Origin of the sequence: Deinococcus murrayi DSM 11303 (genome assembly GCF_000482805.1) — a bacterium.
In the GTDB taxonomy this organism is placed as follows: domain Bacteria; phylum Deinococcota; class Deinococci; order Deinococcales; family Deinococcaceae; genus Deinococcus; species Deinococcus murrayi.
This window is the reverse complement of sequence record NZ_KI519502.1, coordinates 106,155-120,450: the sequence shown is the minus strand read 5'-3', so window position 1 is coordinate 120,450 and position 14,296 is coordinate 106,155. Positions and strand designations below refer to the sequence as shown.

The 14,296-nt window shown below is 69.7% G+C and carries 17 protein-coding genes; 13 read left to right on the top strand and 4 right to left on the bottom strand.

The genetic code is table 11. The features are described 5' to 3' along the window. Positions 1–9: 9 nt before the first annotated feature. The gene (locus H565_RS16470) at positions 10–198 is read right to left on the bottom strand and encodes a hypothetical protein (RefSeq protein ID WP_027461069.1); all 189 of its coding nucleotides are present in this window, start codon (positions 196–198) and stop codon (positions 10–12) included. A gap of 62 nt (positions 199–260) precedes the next feature. Here H565_RS16470 and H565_RS15810 point away from each other — a divergent pair, with 62 nt between their 5' ends. The 10 genes from H565_RS15810 to H565_RS15155 all read left to right on the top strand — a co-directional run bounded on the left by H565_RS15810 (position 261) and on the right by H565_RS15155 (position 8,536). Then, positions 261–848: an ISAs1 family transposase gene (locus H565_RS15810; RefSeq protein WP_051363562.1), complete on the top strand. Its 588-nt coding sequence runs from the start codon at positions 261–263 to the stop codon at positions 846–848. Between the two features lie 170 nt (positions 849–1,018). Beyond that, positions 1,019–1,222, top strand: coding sequence for a 50S ribosomal protein L35 (gene rpmI, locus H565_RS0110940; protein WP_027461068.1), 204 nt, complete (start codon positions 1,019–1,021; stop codon positions 1,220–1,222). Between the two features lie 3 nt (positions 1,223–1,225). Then, positions 1,226–1,585, top strand: coding sequence for a 50S ribosomal protein L20 (rplT, locus tag H565_RS0110935; protein ID WP_027461067.1), 360 nt, complete (start codon positions 1,226–1,228; stop codon positions 1,583–1,585). 118 nt (positions 1,586–1,703) lie between these two features. Continuing rightward, entirely contained in the window at positions 1,704–3,242 is a 1,539-nt protein-coding gene (locus H565_RS0110930; protein WP_027461066.1) for a sensor domain-containing diguanylate cyclase, read from the top strand. Positions 3,243–3,505: 263 nt separating this feature from the next. Beyond that, entirely contained in the window at positions 3,506–4,270 is a 765-nt protein-coding gene (ppgK, locus tag H565_RS0110925) for a polyphosphate--glucose phosphotransferase (protein ID WP_027461065.1), read from the top strand. A 39-nt stretch (positions 4,271–4,309) separates the two neighbouring features. Then, positions 4,310–5,047: a sporulation protein gene (locus H565_RS0110920; protein ID WP_027461064.1), complete on the top strand. Its 738-nt coding sequence runs from the start codon at positions 4,310–4,312 to the stop codon at positions 5,045–5,047. A 29-nt stretch (positions 5,048–5,076) separates the two neighbouring features. Next, positions 5,077–6,243, top strand: coding sequence for an amidohydrolase family protein (locus tag H565_RS0110915; protein ID WP_027461063.1), 1,167 nt, complete (start codon positions 5,077–5,079; stop codon positions 6,241–6,243). A 56-nt stretch (positions 6,244–6,299) separates the two neighbouring features. Continuing rightward, positions 6,300–6,518 (top strand): 50S ribosomal protein L31, encoded by a 219-nt coding sequence (gene rpmE, locus H565_RS0110910; RefSeq protein WP_027461062.1) that lies wholly within the window; start codon positions 6,300–6,302, stop codon positions 6,516–6,518. Between the two features lie 116 nt (positions 6,519–6,634). Beyond that, positions 6,635–7,294, top strand: a complete 660-nt coding sequence (locus H565_RS15160; RefSeq protein ID WP_051363561.1) for a thymidine kinase — start codon at positions 6,635–6,637, stop codon at positions 7,292–7,294. Between the two features lie 396 nt (positions 7,295–7,690). Next, positions 7,691–8,536: a GGDEF domain-containing protein gene (locus H565_RS15155; RefSeq protein ID WP_157469003.1), complete on the top strand. Its 846-nt coding sequence runs from the start codon at positions 7,691–7,693 to the stop codon at positions 8,534–8,536. 12 nt (positions 8,537–8,548) lie between these two features. On the opposite strand, the gene H565_RS0110895 is transcribed toward H565_RS15155, so the two are convergent. After that, on the bottom strand, positions 8,549–9,544 hold the full coding sequence (locus H565_RS0110895; RefSeq protein ID WP_027461061.1) for a LacI family DNA-binding transcriptional regulator: 996 nt from the start codon (positions 9,542–9,544) through the stop codon (positions 8,549–8,551). Between the two features lie 101 nt (positions 9,545–9,645). Between H565_RS0110895 and H565_RS0110890 the strand changes: the two genes are divergently transcribed. From H565_RS0110890 to H565_RS0110880, 3 genes are read left to right on the top strand one after another with little or no spacing between them, the layout of a single operon-like run. Continuing rightward, positions 9,646–10,137 (top strand): copper chaperone PCu(A)C, encoded by a 492-nt coding sequence (locus tag H565_RS0110890; RefSeq protein WP_027461060.1) that lies wholly within the window; start codon positions 9,646–9,648, stop codon positions 10,135–10,137. Positions 10,138–10,175: 38 nt separating this feature from the next. Next, positions 10,176–10,841 (top strand): SCO family protein, encoded by a 666-nt coding sequence (locus H565_RS0110885; RefSeq protein WP_027461059.1) that lies wholly within the window; start codon positions 10,176–10,178, stop codon positions 10,839–10,841. Next, entirely contained in the window at positions 10,838–11,686 is an 849-nt protein-coding gene (locus H565_RS0110880) for a cytochrome c oxidase assembly protein (RefSeq protein WP_245576211.1), read from the top strand. Before H565_RS0110885 ends, H565_RS0110880 begins: the two co-directional genes overlap by 4 nt. Positions 11,687–11,782: 96 nt before the next feature. On the opposite strand, the gene H565_RS0110875 is transcribed toward H565_RS0110880, so the two are convergent. Both H565_RS0110875 and H565_RS0110870 read right to left on the bottom strand, forming a co-directional pair. Continuing rightward, positions 11,783–13,486 (bottom strand): DNA polymerase/3'-5' exonuclease PolX, encoded by a 1,704-nt coding sequence (locus H565_RS0110875; RefSeq protein ID WP_027461057.1) that lies wholly within the window; start codon positions 13,484–13,486, stop codon positions 11,783–11,785. Then, the gene (locus tag H565_RS0110870) at positions 13,479–14,270 is read right to left on the bottom strand and encodes a histidinol-phosphatase HisJ family protein (protein ID WP_027461056.1); all 792 of its coding nucleotides are present in this window, start codon (positions 14,268–14,270) and stop codon (positions 13,479–13,481) included. Before H565_RS0110870 ends, H565_RS0110875 begins: the two co-directional genes overlap by 8 nt. Between the last annotated feature and the right edge of the window lie 26 nt (positions 14,271–14,296).

The window sequence follows — 14,296 nt, the reverse complement described above, 5'->3', positions numbered from 1 at the left end:
GGAGGGGCGTCAGAAGGGGCCGGAGTTCGCCGAGCCGCCGGGGTTGAGCAGCCCGCCGGGGCCGCCGGGCACGGAATAGGCCAGGGTCACCGCCTGCCAGGGACCGAGGTCCTGTACACGGGGGGGAAGGTAGGGGGCACGCGCCGCAGCGGGGGCGGCCCGCTCGGAGGGGGCGGGGGGGGGGGGGGGTGTCTGCATGGGTCTCCTCTGGCCCCCACCTCCGGCGGGCCGGACAGGTTTTTTTTTTTGGTGAACACTGGTTGCTGACCTTGGACGCCGCGTACACCGATCGTGGCTTCACCACACAGGTGATTGAGGCAGGCGGAGCTTACCTTGTTCCCCTCAAAAACAACGTCAAGGAGCTGAAGGAGTGGGCCGTGCTGGCCTTCAGCTACCCCGTCCAGAACGGCGTCACGGACGTGGAACACCGTAGTGGAGAGGTGTGGGAGCGGCGTACCGAAGTCATCACGGACATTCCCGAAGCTATCTCTCAAGCCCTTCCCGAAGTAAAGACGCTGATCCGCCGCGAACACCGCATCACCCGCCGAAACGGCACTCAGACGAGAGAAGTCCGCTATGCCGTCAGCAGCAGGCTGCTGACGGCTCAGGAAGCGGAGGACTATTGGCGGGGTCATTGGGGGATCGAAAACCGCTCGCACCATCGTCGCGACACTGTCCTTCACGAGGACCGATGCCGTCTGCGCAAAGGTGCTCAAGGACGCGCTGTCCTCAATGGCGTGGTCCTGGCCCTGCTGTCCTCACAGACGCGTCACGTCACCGCACTTGTTCGCCAGCTCCGCCTCAACCCCCTGGCTGCCCTCCGTCTCCTCAGCCCTCAACCGAGTTGAGATAAAAGCCTGCCGGCCCGCTTGACCCCTTGCCGCCGCCCCCGCCCCCCGCGTATAGTTTCCACTTGGTCAAGTGGGGCAGGGCGACCAACAGTTTCCCGAAGGAGACGGCCCGCACCCCAGACGGAAGCCCCACCCAAGCGGGCGCGACCGGACTAAGGAGAGCAGACATGCCCAAGATGAAGACCAAAAAGAGCATGACCCGCCGGGTGAAGGTCACGGCCACCGGCAAGGTCATGGCGTTCAAGAGTGGCAAGCGCCACCAGAACACCGGCAAGAGCGGCGACGAGATTCGCGGCAAGGGCAAGGGCTTTGTCCTCGCCAAGAGCGAATGGGCGCGGATGAAGCTCGGCCTCATTGCGGGGAGGAAATAAACCATGCCGCGCGTCAAGACCGGAACCGTCCGCCGCCGCCGCCACAAGAAGGTGCTCAAGCGGGCCAAGGGCTTCTGGGGCAGCCGCTCCAAGCAGTACCGCAACGCCTTCCAGACGCTGCTGAACGCCGCGACCTACGAGTACCGCGACCGTCGCAACAAGAAGCGCGACTTCCGCCGCCTGTGGATTCAGCGCATCAACGCGGGTGCCCGGTTGCACGGCATGAACTACTCCACCTTCATGAACGGCCTGAAGCGGGCCGGGGTAGACCTCAACCGCAAGGTGCTCGCCGACCTCGCCGCTCGCGAGCCGGAAGCCTTCCGCTCGTTGGTGGACGCCGCCAAGGGTGCCCGCAACGGGTAACCCCCCCTCGGCTGAACGAATGAGCCGCCTCCCGCGTGGGGGCGGTTTTTTATGGGCACGGACCGCTGCGCTGCCCGGAAAGAAAGGCGCAAGAGTGCGGCGGATATTCTGACGCACGATGACCGCTGCGCCGTTGCCCGACCACGAATACGAGCGTTTGCTGGAGCTGGCGCGTTACCAGATTCTCGACACGGCCCCGGAAGCGAGCTTCGACCGCCTCACCCGGCTCGCGGCCCGCGCCCTGCGGGTGCCCGTGGCCGTCATCAACTTCGTGGACCAAGACCGGCAATGGGGCAAGTCCTGCGTCGGCCTCCAGGACACCACCGCCTCCCGCAAACACTCCTTGTGTGCCTGGACCATCCTCGGCGAGGAAGTGCTGGTCATCCCGGACGCGTCCCGCGACCCGCGCTTCCGTGACAACCCGATGGTGTGGGAGGGCGACCTGCCCATTCGCCTGTATGCGGGTGCCCCGCTGGTGACGCCCCGCGGCTACTGCATCGGCACCCTGTGCATCACCGACACGCGCCCCCGCGACCTCGCCCGCGAGGAGCGGGCCACCCTGCAAGACTTCGCCGCCCTGGTGATGGACGAGCTAGAGCTGCGGCGGCATCACCGCGAGTTGTCGGCGCAGGTCGACTGGCAGCGGCGGGAACTCAACGACCTTCAGCAGCAGGTGGCCCATGCCCGCGTGCTGGAGGCCGTCAACGAGCTGCTGGAGCTGCCCCTCAGCCCGCAGGAAGCCACCCTCGCCGCCGCTGCGTTGGTGGGCGAGGCCGTGGATGCCGACTGGACAGGGTTGGTCTCGCTGCGCGGCGAAGACCTCGCCATTCAGGTCGCGCACCACCGCCCGGACCTCAGCCCGGCGCTCCTCGCTTTTGCCGAGCGTCTGCCGCACCTGCCGGGGGGCCTGACCCGCCTCCTGCGGGAGAGTACGGCAGTCACCCACCTCGACGACTACGCCGCGCACCCCGCCGCCCTGCCGGAGGCGGTCGCCGCCGGGCTACGGGCCGCCGCGTGGGTGCCCCTCGGCCAGTTCGGGGAGACCACCTTCGTGCTGGTGGTGGTGCGGGCCGAGCGGGGGCCGCGGGCCGCTTGGCGGAGCACTGACCGTGCCCTGCTCGACGCGGCGGGCCGCAGCGTCCGGGCGGCCCTCACCCGCCGCACGCTGCTCGACGACCAGGGCCGCGCCGCCCGCCAAGACCCCCTCACCGGGGCGGGCAATCGCCTCGCGCTGGAGGAAGCGCTCGCCTCGCGGCAGGGGGCGGGCGGGACGTTCGGGCTGGCCCTCATTGACCTCGACGGCTTCAAGGGGGTCAATGACCGCGAAGGCCACGCCCAGGGCGACCAGGTGCTGCGCGTCTTTGCGGCGGCCCTGCGCGGCGAACTGCCCCCGCCCGCCGAGGTCTACCGCTACGGCGGCGACGAGTTCGTCGTGCTGTTTGCGGACCTCTCCGAAGACGAGCTGCTCGAACATGTCGATATTGCCGTGCTCGCGGCCCGCCAGCTCACCACCCAGCCGTTGGGGGCCAGCGTGGGGCTGGTGGGGGGAGCCGAGGCGCAGGGCGGCGCGGCGCTGCTGTCCCTCGCCGACGAGCGCATGTACCGGGCCAAGCGCCGCCGCCAGCGGGCCAGGCAAGGCCAACCCTCCGCCCGGTGAGGGAAGGGGGCAGCTCTCAGCGGTTAGCCGCCAGCTGCCAGCTGCCAGCTCATCAATGGTGCAGACGCTTTTGCAGCTTTCCAAGAGGTCGCGCCGGACAAGGAGCGTTTAGAGCGTAAAAAACCTCTCCCCCTGGTGGGAGAGGCTGCCCGCTCCATTGTTCAACCGGAGTCCGCATCAAACGTGGTCACTCCCTAGAGCTGATGGCTGGCTGCTGGCCGCTGGCCGCCCTTCCCTCCGCCGCGTCCTATAGGCTGTGGCCCATGAGCGTGATCCTCGGCATCGACATCGGCGGCAGCGGCATCAAGGGCGCACCCGTGGACACGCGGACCGGGCAACTCGTGGCCGAGCGGCACCGCATCCCCACCCCTGCGGGTGCCCGCCCGGAGGACGTGCAGGAGGTCGTCGCCGAGCTGGTGCGGCACTTCGGACAGGAAGAGAAGGGGCCAATCGGGGTCACCTTTCCCGGCATCGTCCTGCACGGCAAGACCCTCAGCGCGGCCAATGTGGACGACTCTTGGATAGGCCTGGACGCCGACGCCCTGTTCACGGAGGCGACTGGGCGCGACGTCTTTCTCGTCAACGATGCGGACGCGGCGGGGGTCGCCGAGGTGCGGTTCGGGGCCGGGCGGGACGTGCCGGGCCTGGTCATGGTCCTGACCTTTGGCACGGGCATCGGCAGCGCCCTGCTGCACAGCGGGGTGCTGGTGCCCAACACCGAGCTGGGGCACCTGTGGCTCAAGGGCGACAAGCACGCCGAGAGCTGGGCCTCCGACCGCGCCCGCGAGCGGGATGACCTGAACTGGAAGGGATGGGCCAAGCGGGCCTCGACCTACCTGCGCCACGTCGAGGCGCTGTTTTCCCCCGACCTCTTTATCATCGGCGGGGGCCTGAGCAAAAAGGCCGACAAGTGGCAGGAGCACGTCAAGCTCGCCCGCACCCCGCTCGTGCCCGCCGCCCTCCAAAACGAGGCGGGCATCGTAGGGGCCGCGCTCCTCGCCGCCGAGCGGTCGCGCTCCGGGCGCTGACGGCAACCCGGCGAGCAGTTCCCCCGTACGGTGACCTGTATGGGATTTCTGAAACGGATGATGGCGGCGGTCGGCGTTGGCGGGGCGCGGGTGGATGCGCGAGTCCAGAACCCGGCGGTGCGGGTCGGCGAGAGCGTGCGCGGCGTGGTGGTCGTGGAGGGCGGGAGCGTCGAGCAGAGGATTGAGCGCCTCAACCTCGGCCTGGCGACTCGCTATAAAAAGGATGACGCTTACGTCACCCACACCCTCTTCTCGCAGCCGGTGGTGCCGGGCTTCACCCTCCAACCCGGCGAGCGGCGGGAGTTTCCCTTCGAGCTTCCGGTGCCCACGGGCACCCCGCTGACCCTGCGCGGCACGGCGGTCTGGCTCGTCACCGATGCGGACATCGCGGGGGCCGCCGACCCCGGCGACAGCGACCAGCTCCAGATTCTGCCTAGCCGCGAGATGGAGACCCTGATAGAGGCCGCTGGCCGCCTGGGCTTCTCGCTCGCCGGAAGCGAGGTCGAGTATCACCACGGACGCATCGTGCAGGAACTGAGTTTCCGGCCTCCCTACGGGCAATCCCGCATCAATGAGCTGGAGATGGTCATGTTCCCGGCCTCCGGCGGCGGCCTCGACGTGCTGCTGGAGGTGGACCGCCAGGCGACGGGCCTCGCCAGCCTCTTTACCTCCGAGTTTGAGCAGCGGGGCCGTTGGCACTTGCCTGCCCATCTCCTCGCCGGGGGGCCGGACGCGGTGGCCCGCGAGCTGGGAGCGCGGGTGCAGGCGCTGGCGTAGGTGGCACAAGTCGGGAGGGGCGCGGCAGAATGCGCCCCATGCCCGCTGACTCCTGGCTGCCCGAACTCCTCACCGCTGACGTCCTGTACACGGGCATCGGGGGGGGGTACGCGCCGGGCGGGGTGGTCGTGTCGGGGGGCGTGGTGGCCGCCACTGGGGACCTGGCGACCCTCCGGGCCAGCTTTCCGCACGCCCGCGAGCGCCGCGCCGGGGCCGTCATCGCGCCGCCGCCCGTCAATGCGCACACCCACCTCGACATGAGCGCCTACGACTTTCAGGCGCTGCCCTACTTCCGCTGGCTGCCGGAGGTCGTCATCGCGCAGCAGCGGCGGCGTGGGGTGGCGGGGGCGCTCGCGGGGGCCGCCGAACTCGCCCGGCTGGGCACGGGCGCGGTGGGCGACATCGTGTGGGCGGGGGACGTGATGGACGCCCTGTTGCCCCGTGAGGACCTGACCGGGGTGCTGTACTTCGAGGTGTTGGGCACCTTTCCCGAACGGGCGGACGCCATCTTTGCGGGGGTGCGGGAGCGGATAGAGCGCTGGCGGCGGCTGGAACGGCCCGGCGGCTTGCGGGTGGGCCTCAGTCCGCACACGCCTTTCACCGTCAGTCACCGCCTGATGCGCCGGGTGACCGAGTACGCGGCGGGCGAGGGCCTGCCCCTCCAGATTCACGTCGCGGAGCACCCCGCCGAGGCCGAACTCTTCCGCACGGGCGGCGGCCCGCTGTGGGAGCACCGCCCGGCGGCCCTGTACCCGGCCACCTTTGCGGAGGTGATCGGGCGCGGGCCAGAACCGGACCTCACTCCGGTGCGCTACCTCGACGAACTGGGCGTGCTGCGGGCGCGGCCTGCCCTGGTCCATATGGTGAACGTGACTCCAGAGGACATCGCGCGGGTGGCGGCGGCGGGCTGCGCGGTCGTGAGCTGTCCGCGCTCGAACGCACATCTGGAGTGCGGTGCCTTTCCCTGGGCGGCGTTCGCGGCGGCGGGGGTGGAGGTCGCGCTGGGCACCGATTCGGTCGCCAGCGGCGGCAGCCTCGATGTGCGGGGCGAGGTGGCCTTTGCCCGCGCGCTGTACCCTGCCCTGGACCCCCGCCTGCTCGTGCGGGCCGCCGTCAAGGGCGGGCACCGGGTCACGGGCACGCGCCCCCAGGTGCTGCGGCGCGGGGACCCCTGGGACGAGCGGTTCGTCTGGTGACATGCTAAACTCTTAGGGTTGCCGTCACGCACACCGACGTGGCGGAGGAGGCCATTATGAAGCAAGACATCCACCCCAAGGCTGTTCCCTGCAAAATCATCTACCAGGGCAAGGTCGTCATGGAAACCCTCAGCACCCGTCCGGAGATTCACGTGGACGTCTGGAGCGGCGCTCACCCCTTCTGGACCGGCGAGGAGCGCTTCGTCGACACCGAGGGCCGTGTGGACAAGTTCAACAAGCGCTTCGGCGACAGCTACCGCACCAAGAAGAAGTGACTGCCGCCCCGAAGGGGGCCAAGCAAAACGAGCAGCGAAAACCCCTCCAGGCCGCCCTGGGGGGGTTCTCGTCAGGTGGGTCCCCCCCTGCGCCGCCCCTCTGCGATAATCCCCCCGTGCTGAAGTCCCCCTACCACGGCGGCCACCTCGAAGTCATCGTCGGGCCGATGTTCAGCGGCAAGAGCGAAGAACTCATCCGGCGGGTGACGCGGGCGGTGATTGCCCGGCAGCGGGTGGCGGTCTTTAAGCCCGCGCTCGACGACCGCTACCACGCGGCGCACGTCGCCAGCCACGCGGGCCGCAGCCTGGAGGCGGTCGCGGTGCCCGGCGCAGCGGCGATTCGGGCGCACCTGCTCGGCGAGGGGACCCTGCTTGCTGACCCCGGCCTCACCCTGCCCGATGTGGTGGGCATCGACGAGGCGCAGTTCTTTGGGCCGGAGCTGGGGCCGCTGGTGCTCGACCTCGCGGACCGGGGGGTCCGGGTGATTCTGGCGGGCCTGGACCTCGATTTCCGAGCCGAGCCGTTCGGCTGCATGCCGGACCTCCTCGCCCGCGCCGAGAGCGTCGAAAAGCTCACGGCCATCTGCACGGTGTGCGGCGCTCCGGCCACCCGCTCGCAGCGCCTGATTGCGGGGCAGCCCGCTCGCTACGACGACCCGGTCTTGCTCGTCGGTGCCCAGGAAACCTACGAAGCCCGCTGCCGAGTGCACCATGCGGTGCGGCCCCCCCGCACCCTGGCGTCCGCTGGAGAGGAGCGACCGGTAGGGCAGCTCTGATACGGTCTCCCCGATTGAATCCTTCAGGAAGGAGATTCAAGCCGGGCACAACGAAAATAAATGAGGAAGAACGGATTCCATCAACGGCCAGGGGCTACGAGTTGCAAAATGTGGAGTGGGTGAGGCTGCCTCATCCACTTGCCGACATCGCTGGCTTCCGGGGGGCTGAGATGATTGAAGCGGGTTCTGACTCTGCCCATCCGCTGGACAGGGACGAGACAGCACGGACACAGCGGCGAATGTTTGGCCAACTCGCGGGAGTGGGGGCGCTGGCCTGCTTGGGCACCCTGGCCTTGCAGTGGCCCGCCCCGCACCCCCGCGACCTGGTGGCGCTGCCACTGCTCGCGGCGCTGCTGCTGGGGCTGCTGGTGGCGGTGCGGGGGGGGCTGGCTGAGCTTGATTCCGGCAGCCCGCATAGAGTTGCTGGCGCTGACGGTTTATTTCCTGGTGGGCTTGTGGCCCTGGCCCGGCAGCGGGGGCGGGCACCTCTCGCTGCTGAGCGAAAGCACCTACTGGTTTCCAGTGCTGTATGCCGGGGCGTTTTTGCTGTTCGCCCCCCGCGAGGCGCTGCGCTGGTCGGCGGTGACATATTTGCTGGCGCTGGGGGTCTGCCTCTACCGCCTCTTTTGGGGACCCGAAGCCCGCAGCATGGACCTCGCTGCCGCCGTGATTCAGTTTCAGTTGGTTGGCCTCATCATGATTCTGATGCAGGCCACCTTTGGGGCGCAGCGCGGACAACTGCTCGCGGCGCGGCAGGCAGCGCGGCAAGACCCCCTCACGGGCCTCGCCAATCGCCGAGCTGGGGAAGAGCGGCTGGCGGCGCTCGCGGAGGCCGGACAGCCCTTTACGTTGGTGGTGTTCGACCTCGACCACTTCAAGGCCGTCAACGACACCCACGGGCACGCGGTGGGCGACCGGGTCCTTCAGATGACCGCCCGGCTCTTGCGGGAGCTGCTGCCCCGCGGCGGGGTCGCGGCCCGCTGGGGCGGCGAGGAGTTCATGCTGATTCTGCCCCCGCTGGAACTGGAGGCGTTGCATACCCTGCTGACCTCGCTGCGCACGCGCCTGGCTCAGGAACGGGTGGACGGGGTGCAGGGCGTCACCGCCTCGTTTGGGGTGGCGACCTCCGCGCCGGGCGAGCCGCCAGGGCAGGTGGTGGCCCGCGCCGACGCCGCCATGTACGCGGCCAAGCTGCGGGGCCGCGACGGGGTGCAGCACGCCGAGCCTGCGTCCCCACTCTAGCCGCGCCCCCGGTTACGCCGAGCCGCGCACGACCAGCCGGGGTTCGAAGCGCCGGGCGCGGGCTGGCCCCCGGTAGCCGCCGAGCCGCCCCAGCAGCAGCCCCGCCGCTTCAAAGCCCATCGCCTCGACGGGCTGGTGCAGGGTGGTGAGGTTCCGGGCCGCCGCCCAGGGCTGGTCGTCGAAGCCGATGACCCGCACGTCCTCGCCCACCTTCAGGCCCCGCGCCCCCGCCTCGTCGAGCAGCGCCCCGGCCAGCAGGTCAGCAGAAGCGAACACCGTGCAGGGCAGGGCGGCTTCGTCAAGCAGTGTGCTCGCGACCGTACGGGCCGCGAGGGAGTCAAAGCTGGCGGTGTACTCGCCGCGCAGGGTCCGCCCACCTCTTCCCAGCGCGGCGAGAAACCCATTGCGGCGGTCCTCAAAGACGCGGGTGGTAAAGAGCTGGTCGAGTTCCGTCTCCACCCAAATCGCGTACAGCTCGCCCGGCAGGGTCGCCGCGTACTCTCCGGCGAGGCGACCGCCCGTCACGTTGTCCATGTAGGCGCAGTCCACCCCCTCGGCGTAGGCATCGACGAGCACGGTGGGTTGCCCGGTGCGAACCCGCCGCTCGGCAAGCAGCGAGGTGAGGTTGTAGGTGGCCATGACCAGCCCATCGGCCTGGTACGCCAGCGTGTGTGACCCCAGGTAGCGCTCTAGCCGCGAGCGGTCGAGCAACGGAAAAATCGCCACGTCGTAGCGGGCGGCCTGAAAGGCGCTCTCTAAGCCGTCGAGCAGCCGCACATAAAACTCGGTGGTCACGACAGGCAGCAGCACGCTGATGGTGTAGCTCTTGCCGCCCGCGATGCGCCGGGCGTGCGGGTTGGGCGTGTAGTCGAGGTCGGCGATGGCCCGCAGCACGCCCTCGCGGGTGACGCCGCGCACCGACGGATGGTTGTTCAGCACCCGCGACACGGTGCCGACCCCCACCCCAGCCCGGCGGGCCACATCCTGAATCGTGGGTTTGCGCGTCACGTCATGCCCACCATAGCGCAGCTGCTGCGGCGTGGTTTCGGCAAGGGCAGGGCTTCTTTCCGTGGGACAAAGCGCCGGATGCGCCCTTCTAGACTCCAGCCATGAACTTCGGTCCTTTGCTCGGCGCTTTGGCCCTCGCCTCGGTCTTGCTGCCCGTTTCGGCAACCGCCAGCTCAGCCAGCCGTCCCGCACCCCAGACTGCTCAGACGACGGTGTCGGCGGTCCGCCTGCCGCTGGTGGTCCGCGAAGCCCGCGTGATGGCCGTGCCCCCCACCGCCACCGAGACCAGTGCGGGGATGGTCTTGCGAAACCTGGGGTCCAAGCCCATCGTCTTGACGGCTTTCCGCAGTGACGTGGCCGCCCGCAACGAGCTGATGACCATGCATCACGACGCGCAGGGGCGCATGGGCATGGTGACCGTGAAGTCTCTCACCGTCCCCGCCCGTGGCGAGCTGGTTCTCAAGCCCGGCGGCGACCACCTGATGCTGATGGGCCTCAAGCGTCCCCTCCGGGTCGGCGAGCGCCTCACCCTGACGCTGGTGACGGCGGACGGCCAGACCCTTACCGTGCGCGCCCCGGTCCAAAAACCCTGAGCTGTAGGACCCCGCCGCAAGAACACTGAGGTTAAACCATGTCGGATGAATCCCGCTCTGTGCCCCCTGGCCCGCGCCCGCGGCCCTGGTACCTCTCGGCGGGGCTGGCGCTCCTCGCGGTGGCGCTGGTGCTGGGGGGAGCATGGGTCTACGCCCGCGTCCAAAGCCCCTTTCCCTTCTACGGCACGGCCTATACGCCGCCCATTCCGGCCCCCGCGTTTCGGGGCACCGACCAGGACGGTCGTCCCTGGACCTTTACCCCTGGCGCGACGGGCCGCGCCACCGCCATCTTTTTCGGCTTTACTCACTGCCCGAACATCTGCCCGCTGACCCTGGCCTACATCGAGCGCGTTCGGCAGGCCCTGTCCGAGGAAGAGCGCCAAAAACTCGACGTCGTCCTGGTGAGTGTGGACCCAGAGCGCGACACTCCGGAGCGCCTCAAGGCTTACGTCGAGTACTTCGGCAAAGCGCAGGGCATCCGCATCCCCGAACCCGCCCTCTCGGAGGTGGCCCGTTCTTACGGGGCGGGGTACCAGAAGGTCGACCTCAAAGGTCCCCAGGACTATCAGGTGAACCACACCACCGCCATCTATCTGGTGGATGCGGGCGGCAAGCTGCGGGTACTGTGGGACTACACCCAACTCCCCGCTGTCGAACGGGTCAAGCGTGACCTCACCTATGTTTTGGAGAACCCGCGCCTATGACCTTGCTTTCCATGACCCTGGCCCCCGCCGACCTGAGTCCCGGCCTCTCCGAGCTGTTGGCCCTGCGCTTTGACCCCCTGGTCTGGCTGCCTGTGCTGGCGGTGTCGGCGCTGTACTTCTGGCACTACGCCCGCGCTCGCCGCACCGCTGGGGGCCGCGCGCGCTGGCCGTGGTGGAAGCCCGTGCTCTTTGTTCTCGGTGCCGTGCTGTTGATGTTCGCGACCCAGTCGGCGGCAACCAACTGGACCCTCAACAGCATGGCCCTCTACATGGCCCGGCTGATGGTGCTGGCCGAGGCGGTGCCCCCCCTGCTCGTGCTGTCGCTGCCCCGCGGCCTCCAGCTTGACCCGCGCCAGCCCTTGGGGAAGCTGCTGGGGGTGCTGCTCGACCCTTGGGTTGCGCTGGCGGTGTGGACGGCGGTCATCATCTTTTGGAACATTCCAGCGGGCTTCAACGCCTCGGTGGTCACGAACACCGCCGCCGCGCTGCTGCCCCTGCTGTACCTGCTCAGCGGGCTGATGGTCTGGGGCGTCATCCTGCGGCCCCTGCCCACGGTGCAGCCCGCCCACATCGGCTCGCGGGGCTGGTTCGGCCTGCTCGCCGCCTTCCCGATGATGGCGGTCGCCAGCGTGTGGCTGTACTCGCGCCAGGTGCTGTACATGCCCTACGTGGGGGCGCTGTGCCTGTGGGACCTCAGCCCCCTGCAAAACCAGCAAATCAGCGGCTGGATCATGATGCTGGCGGGCCTCCCCGCCCTCGCCCTGGCCCTCGTGCAACTGCTCATGTGGCTGATTAAGCTTGCCGACGGCGAACAGGGGGGAACGCCCCCGGCGGTGGGGGATTAGAGAGCAACCAGCGGCCAGTGGCCAGCCGCCAGCACCTCCAAAAAGCCTCGGCGAAAGCTGGGGTGGCGGTGGGCTGGCCGCTGGCCGCCCCAAGTCCTACCGCCCCGCTCGCTGCCGCCGCACAAACTCCAAAAACTCCTCCCGCGAGAGCGTGTTCACGACCTGCCCCGGCGTCAGGCCCGCCTTGCGTGCGGCAGTCACCCCGTAGCGGAGGTCGGCCAGGCCGCCGGGCACGTGGGCGTCCGTGTTCACGGCGAAGGTGAGCCGCCCGCGCCAGCGCAGCGCGTCGCGCCAGTCGAGGTCGAGGCGGTAAGGGTTGGCGTTGATTTCGACGACCGTGCCGTGAACGGCGCAGGCCTCCAGCACCGCGCTAAGGTCCAGCGCGTAGCCGGGCCGCCGCAGCAGCAGCCGTCCGGTGGGGTGGCCCAGGATGGTGACGAGGGGGTGTGAGGCCGCCCGCACCAGCCGCTCGGTCTGTCGGGCGGGGTCCAGGGTGAAGTGGCTGTGGACGCTCGCGACCACGTAGTCGAGGGTCAGCAAGTCCTCGTCGGGGTAGTCCAGCGAGCCGTCCGGCAGGATGTCCACCTCGGCCCCGGCGAGGATGGGGAAGCCCTCCCCCTGAAGCGCCCGGATTTCCTGCACGTAGGCCCGCAGCCGCTCCAGGCTCAGGCCGTTGGCGTAGCTCGCCGCCCGCGAGTGGTCCCCGGTGCCGAGGTAGGCCCCCGCCCCGCCCCGTGCCCGCGCCGCCGCGACCATCTCCGACAGGGTCGCCGCCCCGTCCGACCAGACGGAGTGGGTGTGCAGCATGCCCCGAATGTCCGCTACCGTCACGAGTTGCTCAGGTGGGGGCAATGTCTCCCACACCCCGTCGTGTTCCGGCTCGCGGTATTCGGCGGGGCGCAGGGGGAGACCGAGTTCGCGGGTCACGTCGGCCTCGGTGGGGGTGGAGAGGAGGGTCTCGCCGCGCCGCAACCCCCGCCCGCTGAGGTCGAAGCCCCTGGCTTTGGCCTCGGCCTGCAGGGCTTCGCGGTAGGGGGCGCTCCCACCACACAGCAGGTCGAGCGCTCCGCGGGCCTCGGCGGGGGCGTAGCCGATTTCGACGGGCACCCCATCCACCCGGCCCGCGAGCAGGGGCTGGCCCTCCAGCGGGGCGAGATCCTCCACCGCGCCCCCCAGCCGTGCCCGCACGTCGTCCGCCGTGCCCGTCACCGTCACGCGGGACGTGCGCACCGTCTCCAGCCCCCGGCGCACGTCCCCGGCGGGGCGGGGGTCGAGGCCGCCGAGCTGGGCCAGCAGCCCTTCGACCACCGCCCTCCCGGTCGAGAGGTGCTGGCGGTCTTGCGCCCCCAGCGCGAACTCCACCGCCTCCAGGATGGTTCCGGCACTCTTGGCCCCGAAGCCCTTCAGGGCCGCGACCCTTCCGTCGCGGGCGGCCTCGCGCAGTCCCTCCAGCGAGTCTATTCCGGCGTCCCACAGCGCCCGGATTTTCTTCGGCCCCAGCCCGCGCACCTGAAAGAGGCCCAGCACCCCGGCGGGCACCTGCGAGGCGGCGTCCTCCAGCGGCCCGAAGCGCCCGCCCTGGGCATAGGCAAGCAGCTCGGCGGCGATGCCCTTGCCCACCTTGGGCACGCCTGCAAAGCCCGAAGCGACCAGCGTGGGGATGTCTGTCTCCAGTGCCTCCAGGCTACGGGCTGCGCTCCGGTACGCTTGCGCCCGGAACGGCTCCTCGCCCAGCACGTCGAGGAGGTCGGCGGTGCTCTTGAGGGCCGACACCAGCGCCTTGCGGGTGACCTCAGCCACGGGCTTGCCTCCCCGCAAAGGTGACGACCCGCCCGCCCGCCGCCGTGACCTGCGCGAGCGCGTCCCCAAAGCGAAAGCCGACCTCACCCGGCGCGTGCGCGTCTGACCCCAGCACAAAGGGGATGCCCCGTGTGGTGGCCTCCCGCGTGAGCTGGGGCGAGGGGTAGGCCTCTGCGACGGGCTTGCGCCAGCCCGCCGTGTTGAAGTCCAGGGCCAGCCCCAGCCCCGCCACCACGTCGAGCGCCCGCAGCAGGGCCGAGTCGTCGGGGGCGCGGTGCCCGAACTTTTTAGGAAGGTCGAGGTGTCCGATGGAATCGAACAGGCCCGTCCGCGCCGCCCCCTCCACCAGCGCCCCGTAATGGCGGTAGAGCTGCCCCAGGTCGCGCTCGTCGTACTCGGCAGCGAACTCCGGATTGTCAAAGCCCCATGCACCGAGGTAATGCACGCTGCCAATCACGTAGTCCCAGTCGTGCTCAGCGAGAATCCGCTCGACAAAGCGCTCGGTACCGGGGTGAAAGTCGGCCTCCAGCCCCAGCCGCACGTCGAGCCGTCCGGCAAACTCGGCTTGCACCTCGCGCACGGTGTCCACGTATTCGGCCAGTTGGTCCAGCCGCATCCGCCAAGGCGCGTCGTACCAGGCGGGCATGGGGATGTGGTCGGTAAAGCACAGCCCGGCGAGGCCCGCGTCCAGCGCCGCTTGCGCGTACTCGCGGGGGTGTCCGGTCGCGTGCTTGCACAGCGGCGTGTGCGTGTGAGAGTCGGAGAGGCCAGGGGGAAGGCTCATGGGGCACAGGGTACGCGCTGCGCGGC

Bases quoted from the DNA above. Each gene is read 5' to 3' on its own strand.
- ppgK (WP_027461065.1), top strand. From the start codon at position 3,506: ATGAGCGTGATCCTCGGCATCGACATCGGCGGCAGCGGCATCAAGGGC.
- H565_RS0110885 (WP_027461059.1), top strand. From the start codon at position 10,176: ATGTCGGATGAATCCCGCTCTGTGCCCCCTGGCCCGCGCCCGCGGCCC.
- H565_RS0110880 (WP_245576211.1), top strand. From the start codon at position 10,838: ATGACCTTGCTTTCCATGACCCTGGCCCCCGCCGACCTGAGTCCCGGC.
- H565_RS0110890 (WP_027461060.1), top strand. From the start codon at position 9,646: ATGAACTTCGGTCCTTTGCTCGGCGCTTTGGCCCTCGCCTCGGTCTTG.
- rplT (WP_027461067.1), top strand. From the start codon at position 1,226: ATGCCGCGCGTCAAGACCGGAACCGTCCGCCGCCGCCGCCACAAGAAG.
- H565_RS0110870 (WP_027461056.1), bottom strand. From the start codon at position 14,270: ATGAGCCTTCCCCCTGGCCTCTCCGACTCTCACACGCACACGCCGCTG.
- H565_RS0110920 (WP_027461064.1), top strand. From the start codon at position 4,310: ATGGGATTTCTGAAACGGATGATGGCGGCGGTCGGCGTTGGCGGGGCG.
- rpmI (WP_027461068.1), top strand. From the start codon at position 1,019: ATGCCCAAGATGAAGACCAAAAAGAGCATGACCCGCCGGGTGAAGGTC.
- rpmE (WP_027461062.1), top strand. From the start codon at position 6,300: ATGAAGCAAGACATCCACCCCAAGGCTGTTCCCTGCAAAATCATCTAC.
- H565_RS0110915 (WP_027461063.1), top strand. From the start codon at position 5,077: ATGCGCCCCATGCCCGCTGACTCCTGGCTGCCCGAACTCCTCACCGCT.
- H565_RS0110930 (WP_027461066.1), top strand. From the start codon at position 1,704: ATGACCGCTGCGCCGTTGCCCGACCACGAATACGAGCGTTTGCTGGAG.
- H565_RS16470 (WP_027461069.1), bottom strand. From the start codon at position 198: ATGCAGACACCCCCCCCCCCCCCCGCCCCCTCCGAGCGGGCCGCCCCC.